This window comes from Poritiphilus flavus (assembly GCF_009901585.1).
Taxonomy (GTDB): Bacteria; Bacteroidota; Bacteroidia; order Flavobacteriales; family Flavobacteriaceae; genus Poritiphilus; species Poritiphilus flavus.
Map to the genome: position 1 here is coordinate 381,977 of NZ_WXYO01000008.1, position 15,873 is coordinate 397,849.

General features: G+C 44.0%; 15 protein-coding genes. 6 read left to right on the top strand and 9 right to left on the bottom strand.

Going from position 1 to position 15,873, the window contains the following annotated elements:
- Positions 1 to 3: 3 nt before the first annotated feature.
- The 9 genes from GTQ38_RS18895 to GTQ38_RS18935 form a co-directional block, all read right to left on the bottom strand.
- On the bottom strand, positions 4 to 474 hold the full coding sequence (locus tag GTQ38_RS18895) for a Crp/Fnr family transcriptional regulator (RefSeq protein WP_161437120.1): 471 nt from the start codon (positions 472 to 474) through the stop codon (positions 4 to 6).
- 959 nt (positions 475 to 1,433) lie between these two features.
- Positions 1,434 to 2,447 carry a tetratricopeptide repeat protein gene (locus GTQ38_RS18900; RefSeq protein WP_161437121.1) on the bottom strand — a complete coding sequence of 338 codons (1,014 nt, stop codon included), beginning with the start codon at positions 2,445 to 2,447 and terminating at the stop codon, positions 1,434 to 1,436.
- 155 nt (positions 2,448 to 2,602) lie between these two features.
- Positions 2,603 to 3,121 carry a GNAT family N-acetyltransferase gene (locus GTQ38_RS18905; protein WP_161437122.1) on the bottom strand — a complete coding sequence of 173 codons (519 nt, stop codon included), beginning with the start codon at positions 3,119 to 3,121 and terminating at the stop codon, positions 2,603 to 2,605.
- Positions 3,122 to 3,256: 135 nt separating this feature from the next.
- Positions 3,257 to 3,745 (bottom strand): DOMON domain-containing protein, encoded by a 489-nt coding sequence (locus GTQ38_RS18910; RefSeq protein WP_161437123.1) that lies wholly within the window; start codon positions 3,743 to 3,745, stop codon positions 3,257 to 3,259.
- A 129-nt stretch (positions 3,746 to 3,874) separates the two neighbouring features.
- A complete protein-coding gene (locus GTQ38_RS18915) occupies positions 3,875 to 4,378 on the bottom strand; it encodes a nuclear transport factor 2 family protein (RefSeq protein ID WP_161437124.1) in 504 nt (167 codons plus the stop codon).
- A gap of 133 nt (positions 4,379 to 4,511) precedes the next feature.
- Positions 4,512 to 6,140 (bottom strand): L-glutamate gamma-semialdehyde dehydrogenase, encoded by a 1,629-nt coding sequence (gene pruA, locus GTQ38_RS18920; protein ID WP_161437125.1) that lies wholly within the window; start codon positions 6,138 to 6,140, stop codon positions 4,512 to 4,514.
- Positions 6,141 to 6,803: 663 nt separating this feature from the next.
- Positions 6,804 to 7,190, bottom strand: a complete 387-nt coding sequence (apaG, locus tag GTQ38_RS18925; RefSeq protein WP_161437126.1) for a Co2+/Mg2+ efflux protein ApaG — start codon at positions 7,188 to 7,190, stop codon at positions 6,804 to 6,806.
- Between the two features lie 9 nt (positions 7,191 to 7,199).
- The gene (locus GTQ38_RS18930) at positions 7,200 to 8,243 is read right to left on the bottom strand and encodes a DUF3667 domain-containing protein (RefSeq protein ID WP_238858031.1); all 1,044 of its coding nucleotides are present in this window, start codon (positions 8,241 to 8,243) and stop codon (positions 7,200 to 7,202) included.
- Positions 8,244 to 8,366: 123 nt separating this feature from the next.
- Positions 8,367 to 9,611 (bottom strand): type IX secretion system plug protein, encoded by a 1,245-nt coding sequence (locus GTQ38_RS18935; RefSeq protein ID WP_161437128.1) that lies wholly within the window; start codon positions 9,609 to 9,611, stop codon positions 8,367 to 8,369.
- Between the two features lie 152 nt (positions 9,612 to 9,763).
- Between GTQ38_RS18935 and GTQ38_RS18940 the strand changes: the two genes are divergently transcribed.
- The 6 genes from GTQ38_RS18940 to nqrF are packed head-to-tail and all read left to right on the top strand — an operon-like array spanning position 9,764 to position 15,860.
- Positions 9,764 to 11,116 (top strand): Na(+)-translocating NADH-quinone reductase subunit A, encoded by a 1,353-nt coding sequence (locus GTQ38_RS18940; RefSeq protein ID WP_161437129.1) that lies wholly within the window; start codon positions 9,764 to 9,766, stop codon positions 11,114 to 11,116.
- Positions 11,117 to 11,118: 2 nt separating this feature from the next.
- Positions 11,119 to 12,384, top strand: a complete 1,266-nt coding sequence (locus GTQ38_RS18945; RefSeq protein WP_161437130.1) for an NADH:ubiquinone reductase (Na(+)-transporting) subunit B — start codon at positions 11,119 to 11,121, stop codon at positions 12,382 to 12,384.
- A 2-nt stretch (positions 12,385 to 12,386) separates the two neighbouring features.
- Positions 12,387 to 13,136 (top strand): Na(+)-translocating NADH-quinone reductase subunit C, encoded by a 750-nt coding sequence (locus GTQ38_RS18950; protein ID WP_161437131.1) that lies wholly within the window; start codon positions 12,387 to 12,389, stop codon positions 13,134 to 13,136.
- Position 13,137: 1 nt separating this feature from the next.
- Positions 13,138 to 13,785: an NADH:ubiquinone reductase (Na(+)-transporting) subunit D gene (locus tag GTQ38_RS18955; protein ID WP_161437132.1), complete on the top strand. Its 648-nt coding sequence runs from the start codon at positions 13,138 to 13,140 to the stop codon at positions 13,783 to 13,785.
- A 21-nt stretch (positions 13,786 to 13,806) separates the two neighbouring features.
- Positions 13,807 to 14,556: an NADH:ubiquinone reductase (Na(+)-transporting) subunit E gene (nqrE, locus tag GTQ38_RS18960; protein WP_161437133.1), complete on the top strand. Its 750-nt coding sequence runs from the start codon at positions 13,807 to 13,809 to the stop codon at positions 14,554 to 14,556.
- On the top strand, positions 14,553 to 15,860 hold the full coding sequence (gene nqrF, locus GTQ38_RS18965; protein ID WP_161437134.1) for an NADH:ubiquinone reductase (Na(+)-transporting) subunit F: 1,308 nt from the start codon (positions 14,553 to 14,555) through the stop codon (positions 15,858 to 15,860). The genes nqrE and nqrF overlap by 4 nt, the downstream gene beginning before the upstream one ends.
- Positions 15,861 to 15,873 lie beyond the last annotated feature (13 nt).

Sequence of the window (15,873 nt, forward strand, 5' to 3'; positions counted from 1 at the left end):
GGTTTAATGATTGCGATTTCTTTCATTTTTAACCTTGCTCAGGGCTTCCGGGGTAATCCCAAGGTAGGAGGCGATCATTTTTTGTGGGACCCTTTTAACGATATCGGGGTAGGTTTGGATAAAATGTTCATATCGCTTTAGTGCGGAATCGCTCATCAACATGATTACACGCTTCTGTAATACCGCAATCCTTCTGATCAGTGCTCCCGCATTCTTACCTTCTAACCGTATATCTTTATTCACAACAAGGACCACGGAATTTTCAATAGCGTCAATGTACAGGTCTGCCGGAACTTCAGGGGGCAGGCTGCCTGCTATTACCCAATTCTCCGGCGCAAATGAGAATATGTGTTCTTTTCCTTTCTCATCTATAATGTAACTTCTTAACAAGCCGGATTGAACATGATATACTTTGGTGTTGAGGTCGCCACTCTTTTGCAGGAATTCACCCTTTTTGATGCTAATTTTTTTCAATTTAATGCTGTTTATTTGTATTCACGACACGGTTTACCAACTCCAAATAGTGCATAAGCTGTACATCAGCTTTTTGTCCTGTAATTTGCTGCGTTCTTGTAGATGAATTCCTTTAAAAAGCAAGCAGTTACTATAGACACCGCTACGATAACCCCGGTTCTATTTGAGATAAGTTGCTGACTGATCAACAAAAAAACCAGTAAACACAGTAGACAACCCGTTATTTGGACGATCTTGTTTCCTCCCATCCCAATGCACATCGCTTCCCTTAACCCTATTTTTTGATTCACGCTTGCTGGTCTTATCAATTAAGAACCCGAAATTTAAGGAATATTTGATTTTTGCCTTTTCCAGGTTTTCAAATGAAATCGTTATCTCATCCTCAGCTTCCTGCTTTTAAATTGCAGTATAATCGACTAACTTAACTTTGGGGTGGGGCTTAGACCCCTGGTCAGTTGGCGGTTGGCGGCCCTCCTTTGCTAAAGCTTCGGAGGATGAAATCAGTGAACAGTAGTCAGTAAACAGTGAACAGTCCTCCTTCGCTAAAGCTTCGGAGGATGAAATCAGTAAACAGTAGTCAGTAAACAGTGAACAGTCTTCCTTCGCTAAAGCTTCGGAGGATGAAATCAGTAAACAGTAGTCAGTAAACAGTGAACAGTCCTCCTTCGCTAAAGCTTCGGAGGATGAATGCATTGAGTTATTATGTCAGGTCGAGCGCAGTCGAGACCTAATTTAGGATAGTGCCATAAACTGTCCCAATAGCTATTGGGAGTAATCGATAAACAGCCCTCCTTCGCTAAAGTTTCGGAGGATGAAATCAGTGAACAGTGAACAGTACACTTTCACTGCGTTTCAGCTGATAAATTGACAGTTATACATTTAAAATTTAACACTCAAAACTTAACACTCAACACTTTATACTTAAACTTCAGCTTGAACTTAGACTTAAACTTCCAATCCTACAACTCCTTCAACCACCCGTCAAATTCCATCAATTTAGCTCCGTTTTCAATCAACCACTTTTTGGAATTTTCCTTTGAACCCTGGGCTATGTAGTGGCAATAGGCTTCCATATGATCACTTTTGGCCAGTTCGTAGAAAAATGTAGTGTAGAACGTCCACCAGATCTCCTTGTCCTTTTTTCTTTTCAGTTCACCCAATACAGTAAAGAATGAATCGGTGTTTTTGATAAACATTTCGTCCTCCGTCTTACCCTGATTTTCTTCAAGACCCCTCGAAGCTTCCAGCATGGATACCATCAGTTCAGCGGCCCCAAACTGACTGTCATTATTTGGAGACAGTAGAATGTTGATCGTATTTGGTTTTTCACTGTCCCTGGAGACATTTCCACCGAAATTTTGCTGAAGCATGTGATAGGCCTCAACAGCTCTTGGAGTATCGGGTTCCAGAAATAGAAAATAATGGGAGGCAAGTAGTGTCTGCACTGTATTCCCCCGTTGGTGATGTATATTGGCCAACATTAAATGACTGCTGGGATGATTCCGGTTCCTTTCTATGGCCCTGATCACCATTTCCTCGGCCTTTTCCAGTTCATTCAGCTTGTAGTAATTGACCGCCAGGTTGTAATGCAGCAGGTAGTGCCCCTCGGTCTTTTTTATGGCTTTTTCAAAAAGTTTGATGGATTCTTTGGTTTTACCCATTACGTCCAGGGCCGAACCCTTGGTCAGATAAGCCTGCAACATATGGTCTCCATTCTGATCCAAAACAACATCGGAGTAGGCGATCACCTTTTCATAGTCACCTTTGGCGAAATGACTCAATGCGAGTTCATAGTTTACCAGGGCGGATTGAGGAACTAGTTCGAGGGCTTTTTGATAAGTTTCGATGGCCTTATCATATTCTCCCTGATCGTGATATTGAATACCCTGCTCTACAAAAGTGTTGACCGCTTCCTGGGCGAAGATTCCCGGACCAACAAGCAAAAATATCAATCTGAGTAACTGCGTTTTCATCTTTATAGTGTTGATCACCAGCATGTTCCTGCCAATGCGATTACACTGTAAATTCGCACAGATTTTCCAGCTTAAGAAATAGAACCGTTCAAACGTAGGTATTTTCGGGATAGTACCTGAATTAGGGAGCATTTGGCTCTTTTTTCCCCTGAAAACTACCTTTTTTTCTTGTAGATATATACGGGTTCTTTGTAGTTCGGATCCTCCTTAAGCCCATGGCTCTTAAAACCGTTTTTTTCAGCGACTTTGATGGAGGCAGGATTATTCCAGGTAATCGGAGCTACAACTGTGTGTCGCGGGTCTTGTTCAAAAACATAATTGCTAAGATATTCAAGGATTTCCGTAGCAAGTCCTCTTCCCCAATACTTCGGTAGGAAAGCATAGAATATTTCGATCTCATTGTCGGTCAAAACTGTAAAACCACTTACGCCCAGGAAAGCCTTAGACTTAATATCCTCTATAGCAAAAGATAGCAGTGGCTCTGGCGATGTATAGGAAGTAATCGTAATGTCCAAAAGTTCTGAAACACCTTCCGGGGTGAGCATTTCATCAGGAAAGGCCATATGTTTTGTGACTTCCTTATCGCAAAGCAAGCTTATCAGGTCTGGCTTGTCATCAACCCGAAATCTTCGGATAAGCGTTCTCGGACTTTGAATGGATTTAAAGGGTTTCATTTCAATTCCACGGGTTTTGGTTGTACCGGCTTATAAAAGAACTGCTGTGGATGGATACTATTTCACTTGTATTTTTGGCGGCAATTTCTTCAATCACCTAAGAGGTGAAATTACCATCTTTAATAAGATGTTGCACTAGAGCGTGACTTTGATGTGCTTTCGCATCATGGAATGATGGGCAAAATCATCGTCCTCGCTATAGGCACAGATCAACCATACCTCAGAACCTTGTTTTATACTGGTACTGTATTCAGGATAGCTACGCAGGTCTATGCTAAAATCTACAGCGGTATTTTTCCCATTTTCAGAGATCTTGTAGCTCAGCTGTGTATTCTTGTTGAAAAGCTGTTTCACGGGAACAGGATTGCCGGCAGCCTTTACATAGAGTTCCTGGTAGTCCGCATTTCCGTCTTTGGTGGCAAACATCAGAAGGTGGGTGTCTTTAATATCGTTCCTGCTATTGAAGCCCAGGGCCACCCAACCGTCATTGGGAGCGTTTAATTGAAAATGTATTTGACTATCGGTGTATTTCCAGCTTATGGTCATGCCACCGACTTCTTCATGACCTTGTTGGGCCAATGCGAATAAGGGCAGCAGCAAAAGTGTACTCAGGATCTTTTTCATGATGATGTTTTCTGTTGACGAATGGCCGTATATTTTCGGCGCGGATTAAAGTTTAATAAATGTAGTGCCAAAGTCTGTTAAGAAATTCTCAAGGCCTGTGATCTTATCAAAACTTTAACGCCTAAGCACTTAGTCTGCTTCAGGTTTATTTGTTGAGGTGACCCCGTCTATTTTCCATTGGTCTCCATACTTTCTGTAGATGGTAGTCCAGGCAAAATGTGTTTCCCCTTCTTCTGAATTACCTTCCGCATCTGTGTAACGTACTCTTACGATTTTATCAACTACAGTGTAGGCCATACTGCCGTCATCCGAAAAGCGGATTACAGGGTCCGAAACATCATCCCACTTTAGGAATTCAACGGAAGAAAAGTAGCGATTGTACCTGGCGAGAAGTTCCTCCCGTGTAGGCCTGCTGATGATACCCCGGTTTACTGAAATGAAATGTTCAGACATCTGATCCGCGAATGCCAGTGAATCTTTTTCAAAATGGTAGTTTCGCTGGGCGTGATGCATTTCCAGGATCTTTGCTTTTTCTGCATCGAGATCTGGCCGGGTCTGCTCCTGACAGCCCGAGCTAAAAAGTAGGCTTAAAAGCAGTATAGCTATTCCTTTGAGTAATAAGATGCGTTTCATATGGCGTAATCTTTTTGGTTTGAATTTTCAACTTCCGATCGATTTTGTACCAATTAGCATTGAACGCAAAATGCCCCTGTTAAGCAATCAGGGGCATTCTATTTTGGTTCTTACAAATCCGGTATAAGGATACTTATCCCAAAAATGGGTAGCGGTAATCGGTAGGCGGTACAAACGTCTCCTTGATCAGCCTTGGAGACACCCATCGTAGCAGGTTCTGTGCTGAGCCTGCCTTATCATTCGTTCCCGAAGCTCTGGCCCCGCCAAAAGGTTGTTGTCCTACAACCGCACCGGTGGGTTTGTCATTGATATAGAAATTCCCGGCTGCATTCTGTAATACCCTGGTGGCCTGGTCGATCGCATAACGATCTGTACCCAGTACGGCACCTGTGAGCGCATATTCTGAAGTATTGTCTACCAGCTCCAGGGTTTGTGCCCAGTCCTTATCATCGTAGACATATACGGTAACTACAGGTCCGAATAATTCGGTCTCCATAGTAGTATAGTTAGGATCTGTTGTAAGCAAAACTGTTGGCTCTATAAAGTAGCCTTTGCTCTTGTCATATCCCCCTCCTGCAATCACTTCTACATCCTTATCATTTTTTGCCTGATCGATATAGCCGGCAAGCTTGTCAAAAGATCCTTCGTGGATCACTGCAGTGATAAAATTGCTCATATCCTCGGGTGAACCTGGGGGATTGAAGGATGCGATATCCTTTTTTACCAATTCCAGTATTTCGCTAGCTGTAGACTTCGGAAGATAAACCCTCGAAGCTGCACTACATTTCTGTCCCTGGAATTCAAATGCCCCTCGGGTAATTGCCGTGGCCACCTGGGCGGGAACGGCCGTTGGATGTGCAACAATAAAATCTTTTCCGCCTGTTTCTCCAACAATACGCGGATAGGTCTTATAGGTATGAATATTGTTGCCTATTTGTTTCCACAATTCCTTAAATACAAAAGTTGAGCCTGTAAAATGGATTCCTGAAAAATCGGGACTGGACAAAACGGTTTCTGTGATCATCACCGGATCTCCATATACCACATTGATCACCCCATCGGGAAGACCCGCTTCTTTAAATACATCAACGATCACCTTTGCAGAGAAAACCTGACTATCGCTGGGTTTCCAGATTACAACATTCCCCATCATGGCTGCGCTTGACGGCAGATTCCCCGCGATAGCCGTAAAGTTGAAAGGGGTTACGGCATAGACAAATCCTTCAAGTGGCCGGTATTCTACCCTGTTCCAGATCCCCTCCGCAGACTCAGGCTGCTCTTCGTAGATCTGTGACATGTATTCCACATTAAATCTCAGGAAATCTATGAATTCACAAGCAGAGTCGATCTCTGCCTGGTGAATGGTTTTGGATTGTGCGATCATCGTGGCCGCGTTGATCTTTGCCCTGTAGGGCCCGGCTACCAGTTCAGCCGCTTTCAGGAATATGGCGGCGCGCTGCTCCCAGGTCAGATCGGCCCAAGCCGACCGGGCTTCCAAGGCATTGCTGATCGCTGCCTCTACCTGTTCTTTTTCGGCCAGATGGTATTGACCTACCTGGTGTTGATGATCGTGCGGAGGAGCCATTGTCCTGGTATTTCCTGTACGCACTTCCTCGCCTCCGATATAGAGTGGAATGTCTTCATTCCCATTGAAATACTTCTGGTATTGATGCAATACCGCCTCCCTTTCCGGGCTGCCGGGGGCATAGCTTTTTATGGGTTCGTTAACGGCCGTAGGGACCTGAAAAAAACCTTTCGCCATAATCTGTTTTTATTTAAAATTAGTCGGGCTCAAAGGTAGTGAAATGGCTGATGTGAAGAAAGGGTTTTTGTCAGTATGCGGTTTCCAGTTGGCAGTTTCCAGTAATCAGTGAACAGTAAACAGTAAACAGTAATCAGTAAACGGTAATCAGTGAACAGATCTCCCTATTTAACATCCAACACTTAAAACTTAAAACTCTGAACTTAAACTTGTACTTAAACTTATACTTATTCCCGAACTTCGCCTTCTCTGCTTCTAAATTGCAGTCTAAACAATTAACTTAACTTTGGGGAGGGGTTTAGAACCCCTGTTTCAGTAGGCAGTGCGCAGTTTGCAGTTTCCAGTTGGCAGTGGGCGGTAGGCAGTTTCCAGTTGGCAGTGGCCAGTTTCCAGTGGGCAGTTCGCCATGTCAGGTCGAGCGGAGTCGAGACCTAATTTGGGCAGTCCACCTTCGCTAAAGCTTCGGAGGATGAATACGGTAAACAGTTAGCAGTAAACAGTAATCAGTGAACAGTTCCCCCATTTAAAACCCAACACCCAACATTTAAAACTTTGAACTTCTACTTGATCTTAAGCTTAAACTTAAGCCTGTACTTAAACTTCCTCCAACACAAAATACCCCCAACAGGAGGAATGCTAAACCAAATACAAAAAGGGTTTATCTTAATTCAATGCGAAGGGCGCGCTGAACTTGAAAGTGGGAACGTACACACGGAATTTTTCAGTGGAAGAGAAATTTACCATGTTGTAATGACCCTTCATAGCCCCAATCGGAGAGGCCAATAAACAACCAGAACTGTAAGTATGTGATTCACCAGGGCGTATCACAGGTTTCTTACCGATAACACCCTCACCATCCAAAACCTCAAAATCGTTTAAGGCGTCATAGATCTGCCAATGCCTTGAGGTGAGTTGTACGGAATCCTTACTCTGATTCTCAATGGTAATAGTGTATCCAAAAGCAAAATGCATTTTATAATTTTTGAAGAAAGTTCCTTCAAAACTGGTATCTACTGAAATTTTAATGCCTTTGGTTACTTGTGTAATCATGGTCTGGACCTAATATGTGAAAGCGCTGCCTAGCAAAAGTACCAGAGCAGCCACGCTCGCTAAAATAAAAAAAATAGTATTAAGGAACACGTATTTTAATATAGTTTTAAATCTTCCCTGGCCGTAGAATTTCCGCATGGACTTGTACAAGTAAAACGCGAAAATCAAAAAGAACAACCAGGAACTGTCTATATTAAAAACAGAATCCACTAAGAAACTAATTATGAGCAAGATAAATAATAAAGACTGATTATGAAAACTAAAGATCAGATTATCGGTGTAAGTATATTTTTTTCTGATGTAAACCAACCAGATGAATAAAGCAAAGACGGGTAGAAAGAAAAAAGTGGCAAAGGGTAACTTGGCCATCAGGGAATTCACAAAACTCCCCGGTTCCTGAGATACCTTGAGAATACTGTTTGCCATACCAAAGGCGACCCGATTCTCATAGCGGTCTTCTATCTCGTATTTAGAGTTAATTTCCTCAAAGGAATACAGCGTATCCTTTTGGATCAAAGCTACGAACAGATCTCGTTTATAACCAATACGATCTAACAATGTGCTATCTCCTAATGAGGTGAAATAGGCCTTAGGATCTGAAGCCCTGATTGAATCTCGCCTGGCTTCCAGCTCTTGTTGCCTGCTGGCGGTTTCAGTTAATCTAAGCGAATCTATGACCCCTGCCGCCTCATCCGCTTCTTCGGCCATTGAAGACATTGTAAAATTCATTGGACCATCCATGACCAGTTGACCGTCCGTATTTTCCATCCCATAGCGGTCCAGCGCATCATAATTTCCACTAAAGCTCAGCATTAGAAAATAAACAATCGCCAGGCTGAGCAAAAATCGAAAGGGATTTGTATAAGAGACCCGCTTTCCGGAAACATAATCCAGGGTGATTCTACCCGGTCTCAAAAGCATGGCTTTCAACGTCTTTAGAAGCTTGGAATCGTATGAGATCAGGCTGGAGAAAAACTCATCAAAAAAATCCTTGAGTGTAAGTTTTTTGGTGCTGTTAGCTTGGGAGCAGCTGGGGCAGAATTTGTCACTCATATCCAACGGGTGACCGCAATTCAAACATTTGGTCCCTCTGTATTTGAGTTGGTATCTGCCCTTGGGCACTATGGTTGGCTTATCCTCCATTTATCCCTGTCTCCTGGATAAGCTAAAGATACGCTAATTGGTAATATCCCTGGAATTCGTGCTTCCAATACCGATTATGCTGTCGTAGAGATCGCCAAAGTCACGGTAATACACGAGAATGGTATAGTTGTTTTCGGTAAAGTGAAAATTCCCCGAAACCGTATTGAGTTCCACAATTCCACCTTCCGTCTGCATCACGTATTTGTAATTGTAGAAGCCCTGTTTGAGACGGATCCTTACTTCCAGGTTACCGGTTTCCTCATTGTACGTCATGCGATTTTCATCGGTTAAGCCGTAATTATTGTATTTGCCAAATACATAAACTTCATTGAGGCCAATAAGTTCCGTATACGGCAGGCTGAAATGCACATCGGTATATTCCGCCTCCCGGGAGACATCCTCACCCTGAAGTGTACGTATGGCGAAATCTCCATTGACGTCCGGGAAATAGGTATAAGGTAGCTCACTCCGGAACCGGTCGCGGAACAGATAATGATGATACACATCCTTGAATTCAATATGTGATATCACCGCGCTGGGAGCCCGCAAGTCCTTGGTGTCGAAATTCAGGTATTCGTTCCCTCCGAAGAAAGCGGTTTCCTGATCGTAGCGATAGGTCAATTCGTTGCCCAGGGTGTATTGTGGCCTTATGTCGTAAAGCGCTGTAGGCCAATGATAGTTTTGCAAAATAGCCACTTTGATCTCCCTTTTTGGATTTACCCATTGAAAGCCCGCTGAGTTGATCGTGAACTGTACGGATTGCTTTTCATTCAGAAAATCAAAGTCCCTTGAACGCCTGGTAGTGGCAATTACTTTGACAATATCCTTGTAGACGACAAATCGCCTGGAGAACTGCAGCTCGTAAAACATGTTATAGATCTCCAGCACATAATTCCCGCTCACTCTCAGGCGTACGTTGTCGTTAGGAATGGTAAGGCGATAGTTGGAATAGGGTTGCAGGGTGGTATAACTGTTCTCATAATCGATGATTCGCTGGTTATCTACACCGATGAGATATTGTGATTTTAAAAGGTCGGATGGCGTCCAGTCGTAGTCGCAATGCACGATCTTGTAGTAGTAATCCTGTTCGTTGGCAAGTATATCGTCAAACTCCAGGTATATAGTCTCCCCTAACTGAACAATGGGAAATTGATCTTCAGTTGGCCCTTTAAAAATAATCGACTTGATATTTGCCGGTGCATCCACCTCTACCTGCACCTGTGAAAACAGCGAAATAGAACAAAAAAACAACAGAAGCTGTTTAAGATTTACGGGCATTTTTTGAGCTTTTAATAGGCAAAGGTAAACAAAAAGCGTGCCCTTAAAATTCCTATCGATGTAAACCCCAAATTTCTAGACAATAATTATGAAAACTTTCTTTTCTTTGGTATTTTTGCTGGAAATTTTGATAACCTAAGGTCTACCTTAATATGTCCAAAGACATCCGAATTAAAAAAGGCTTAAACATAAACCTTGTCGGTGCAGCGGAACATACTACTTCCAAAGCTGCTTTAAGTAACGTTTACGCAATCAACCTCCTCGATTTTCACGGTTTGACCCCAAAAATGCTCGTTAAAGAGGGCGCAGAGATCAAAGCCGGAGAACCGATTTTCTACAACAAGAACAATGAAAACATGCTTTTCGTTGCTCCCGTCAGTGGAGAATTGATAGAAATAGTAAGAGGGGCCAGGAGAAAGATCCTGACAATTAAGATTCTGGCAGACAAAAGCCAGGAATTCATTACGCACGATAAACTGGATCCGGCAACGGCATCATCCGATGCCATTCGGTCCTTTTTGCTAAAATCCGGATGCTGGCCATTTATACGCCAAAGGCCTTACGATCTGATCGCAGATCCGGAAACCACACCTAAAGCCATTTTTATTTCTGGTTATGTAACGGCACCTCTGGCCGCAGACCTCAACTACAGCCTCAAAGGGAAAGAAGAATTCCTGCAGGCGGCTATTACCGCTTTGGGAAAACTTACCCCGGGTAAGATCCATATTTCGATAGGAAAGTCAGGTGATTCACCATTACAGGGCCTTAACGGTATAGAACTGCACAAAGTAAGCGGTCCTCATCCAGCCGGGCTGGTCGGGACGCAGATCAACAAGATAGACCCTATCAATAAAGGGGAATTGGTATGGACCATTTCACCACAGGATCTTGTTATCCTTGGGGAGACCATGCTTAGCGGAAAATTCAATGCGGAGCGAACTGTTGCGCTTGTCGGGGCATCCGTTAAAGAACCAAAGTACTACACCACTAAAATAGGTGCTGAAGTAGCAACTTTTCTGTATGCCAGTGGAGTGAATACTGATAATTTCAGGGTTATCAACGGGGATGTACTGACAGGTTCAACCGTAAAACCGGATGGTTATCTCGGTTTTTACAATACAACCGTTACGGCAATCCCTGAAGGAGATGACTATGAGTTCTTCGGATGGAACAAACCCATCTTCAATAAAATATCAAACACCAGGGCACTGACCTTCTCCTGGTTGCAACCTAAAAAGAAATACAACCTTACCACTAACACTAACGGTGAACACCGGGCATTTGTCATTACGGGGCACTACGAAGAGGTATTTCCAATGGATATATATCCCTTGCAACTCCTCAAGGCCTGTATGGTAAAAGATCTGGATGAGATGGAGCAACTCGGGCTTTACGAAGTGATACCTGAAGACTTCGCCCTGACAGAATTTGTCTGCATCTCCAAACAACCGCATCAACAAATAATTCGGGAAGGACTGGACTTACTCCACAAAGAAATCGGATAGAAATGAGCGATAAAAGACTGACTTTCAAGAAACGTTTACATATTCTAAAGCACCACTACAGGGGCAAAAAAATGGCACCGGCATTTAATGCCTTCCACACTTTTTTGTTCGCTCCGAATGAAACTACGCATTCCGGGAGCCATGTAAGGGTGGCAGATGATCTCAAACGCGCCATGAACACGGTGATCATGGCATTGATCCCCGTGTTGCTGTTTTCATTTTTTAACACAGGTTACCAGCACTATTCTGCAATAAACGGTTTCCCTCAGGCATTTTCAATCTGGGATCACTTCCTGACCTGGGAAAATTTCTGGCTTGGATTCAAGCTGGTTATGCCGCTGGTAGTTGTTTCCTATGGAGTGGGTCTGCTGATCGAATTCATCTTCGCGGTGATCAAGGGTCATGAAGTGGAAGAGGGTTATCTCGTTACGGGAATGCTGGTTCCGCTGATAGTACCCGTAGATACCCCGCTTTGGATGCTTGCAGTAGCCGTAGTCTTCGGAGTAGTGATTGGAAAAGAAGTTTTTGGAGGTACGGGAATGAATATCCTCAATCCCGCGCTGACCATAAGGGCCTTCCTGTTTTTCGCATATCCTACATGGATGAGTGGCGATAAAGTGTGGGTTCACGGTGCGGTAGAAAGAACAGGTACACCGGATGCCATTTCCGGAGAAACCATTTTGGGTTATCTGGCTCAGAACGGAAGTTATGAGTATTCGCTATCCGATATGTTCTTTGGGTTTATCCCTGGCTCCGTAGGTGAAACCTCAACCTTTCTGATCTTACTGGGAGGACTATTCCTGATCTTTAGCAAGATCGCTAGTTGGCGTATCATGGTAAGTGCCGTGATCGGTTCCCTGGTCATGGGGTTGATCTTCAATGGAGTGGTCGACGCCGGATGGATCAGTACCGGAAGTAAGTTTTACGGACTTATGAGTTTTGAATTCTGGCAGCATTTGCTGGTAGGCGGACTCGCATTTGGTATCGTTTACATGGCCACCGACCCGGTGACAGGGGCTCAGACGAATCGTGGCAAGTGGATCTATGGTTTCCTGATTGGATTTATTTCGGTAATGATACGGGTATTCAATCCGGCCTATCCGGAAGGAGTCTTTCTGGCGATTCTGTTGATGAATGTATTTGCACCTACCATAGATCATTACGTGGTAAGAGGCAATGTCAGAAGAAGGATGAAAAGATTGAAGCACGCTACTATCCTTCCGAAGGATACTGAGCAGGCTGAAGTTCCAAAAGTAGAAACAGTTTAATCATGGCGATAAATACGGAAAAGAACATTTATACGGTAATTTTTGCGATGCTGATGGTAGTCGTGGTAGGAACCATACTGGCCTTCCTGGCTTCCGGACTAAGCGACCGTATCAAAGAAAATGAGCGTTTTGAAAAACAGCAGAATATCCTCTATGCAATGGGGGTAAATGAGAATGAAGATGAAGGCAGCGTTAATTTCATTCCGACCGATAGGGTAGAAGGAGAGTTCTCCAAATACATCAAAGAACAATTGGTCATCAACGGGGATCAGATCACCCAGGACGACGAAGCCTACCTGATTGACCTTAAAAAGGAACTGGCCGTTGCCAAGGCTGGAAACACACCCCGGCTTCCGGTTTTCATAGGCGAAAAAGACAGTAAAAAATATTACATACTCCCAATGTACGGTAAAGGGCTCTGGGACGCGATCTGGGGATTTGTTGCCCTGGATGAGAATATGGTGGTACAAGGAGTTTACTTTGATCACAAGGGAGAAACCCCTGGCCTTGGCGCTAATATCAAACAACGATATTTTATGGACGATTTTGAAGGAGAATCCATTCTTTCAGGATCCAGATATGCCGGAATAAACGTGGCCAAGGGAAATAACGATCCGGTGAACAAAATAAAAGATGACAATGAGGTCGACGCCCTTGCGGGTGCGACTATAACCGGAAATGGAGTTTCAGCCATGATACGGGAAAGTATAAACCTTTACAGAGACTATTTAGAAACTATTAGAGCAAAATAAGATGGCACTACTCTCAAAGAAAGATGCAAATCTGATATTGGATCCACTGGCGGATAACAACCCGATTACCATACAGGTTTTGGGGATATGTTCTGCCCTGGCAATTACAGCTGAACTTCAGGCTTCCCTGGTAATGGCCCTTTCGGTAATTTTCGTTTTGGGCGTCGGAAACGTGGTAATCTCCCTGATGCGGAACATTATCCCTTCAAAGATCCGGATCATCGTACAGCTGATCGTAGTGGCCACTCTGGTAATTATTGTAGACCAGGTTTTAAAAGCATACGCATACACCTTAAGCAAGACCCTTGCGGTGTTTGTAGGGCTTATCATAACCAACTGTATCATCATGGGACGATTTGAGGCCTTTGCCCTGGGTAATGGCCCCTGGAAGTCCTTCCTCGATGGCATTGGAAACGCCCTGGGATACGGTGTAATTCTGATCATTGTAGGCTTCTTCAGGGAGCTTTTAGGATCCGGTACCCTTTTCGGCATCCCGGTATTGGGGAACCCCATTGAAAAAACCGGACTGTACGCAACAGGTTATGAGAACAATGGGTTTATGATAATCCCGCCAGCCGCATTGATTGTTGTTGGAATTGTTATTTGGGTACAACGCTCTAAAAATAGGGCCTTGATAGAAGAAAATTAATCAGAAGATAAAGGAAAGCATATGTTAGAGCATGTAGAATTATTTTTTAAGTCCATCTTCATAGATAATATGGTATTCGCCGTATTCCTGGGAATGTGCTCCTATTTGGCGGTTTCCAAGAAGGTAGCTACGGCCGTAGGTCTTGGTGCTGCGGTGATATTCGTATTGGCCGTTACCGTTCCCTTGAACTGGTTGCTGGATCAATACTTATTACAGGACGGCGCGCTTGCCTGGTTAGGACCTGAGTACGCGGATTACAACCTGAGTTTTCTATCCTTTATTCTGTTTATCGCAACAATCGCCACCATGGTGCAGCTTGTAGAGATAGTTGTTGAGAAATTCTCACCAGCCCTTTACAATTCTCTGGGGATCTTTTTGCCGCTGATCGCCGTAAACTGCGCGATCCTGGGAGGCTCTCTCTTTATGCAAGCCCGTGAGATCCCAACATTAGGCCTCGCCTTTAACTATGGGGTAAGCTCTGGTATCGGATGGTTTTTAGCCATTCTTGCCATTGCCGCGATCCGCGAGAAAATTCGATATTCCAACGTCCCCGCTCCTTTGAGAGGCCTGGGAATTACCTTTATTATTACAGGTTTGATGGGTATTGGTTTTCAGAGTTTCGGAGGAATGCTTACCGGGGGAGATGACGGTGCCGCCGCGGAAGAAGAAACCACTGCTCAGAAAATAGAAGAAGTTCAAAAAGAAGAGAAAGAGGAGATCGATGAAAATGCGGTTTCCTATACTGATGAAGCATTAAACGCAAATCCATGATATTAGCTACAAGCACAGTTGGTACTATTGTTATTACGGTGATCGCCTTTATGGTCCTACTATTGATGTTAGTGGCCCTATTGTTGTTTACCAAAGAAAAATTATCCCCCTCAGGACCGGTTACCATAACTATTAATGGTGAGAAGCAAGTTGAAGTGGCTTCGGGCAGTTCCCTGCTGTCTACCCTGGGGAATCAAAAGATCTTTCTACCTTCTGCCTGCGGAGGCGGGGGTACCTGCATCCAGTGCGAATGCCATGTGCTCTCCGGTGGAGGAGAAGCACTGCCTACAGAAACGCCACACTTTTCCAAGCGTGAATTGAACGAAGGAGCAAGGCTGGCCTGTCAGGTTAAGGTAAAGCAGGATATGGATATCACTATCCCGGAGGAAGTTTTCGGGATCAAGAAGTGGGAAGCCACGGTTGTCAGGAATTTCAACGTAGCCTCATTTATAAAGGAATTCGTAGTAGAGATCCCGGAGGATATGAACTATAAGGCGGGAGGATATATACAGATTGAGATCCCTCCTTGTGAAATTAAGTATTCGGATATAGATATTACCGCGCACCCGGATGAACATGAAACTCCGGATAAGTTCCAAACGGAATGGGACAAGTTTAATCTCTGGCCCCTGGTAATGAAGAATTCAGAGATTGTGGAAAGGGCTTATTCTATGGCTTCTTACCCAGCTGAAGGAAGGGAGATCATGCTTAATGTACGTATCGCGACTCCACCATGGGATCGTTCTAAGAACGGTTGGATGGATGTAAATCCAGGTGTGGCGTCTTCCTATATCTTCGCACAAAAACCAGGAGATAAGGTTACTATATCAGGACCTTACGGAGAGTTCTTTATAAACGAATCCGAATCGGAAATGCTGTATGTTGGGGGTGGTGCCGGAATGGCTCCTATGCGCTCACATCTGTATCACCTCTTTAAGACCCTTAAAACAAATCGAAAGGTTACCTACTGGTACGGAGGGCGCTCTAAGCGGGAACTGTTCTATATAGATCACTTTAAGCAGTTGGAAGAAGAATTTCCGAACTTCAAGTTCTATATGGCCTTATCCGAGCCGCTGGAAGAGGATAACTGGAAGGTAAAAGAGAATCTGGAAGGTGAAGGCGATGGTTTTGTTGGATTTATCCACAACTGTGTGATCGACAATTACCTGAATGATCACGAAGCCCCTGAAGATATTGAATTGTATTTCTGTGGCCCGCCATTGATGAATAAGGCTGTACAGAAAATGGGAGAAGACTTCGGAATCCCGGACGAGCACATCAGATTTGATGACTTTGGCGGATAAATCGTCTGTCACA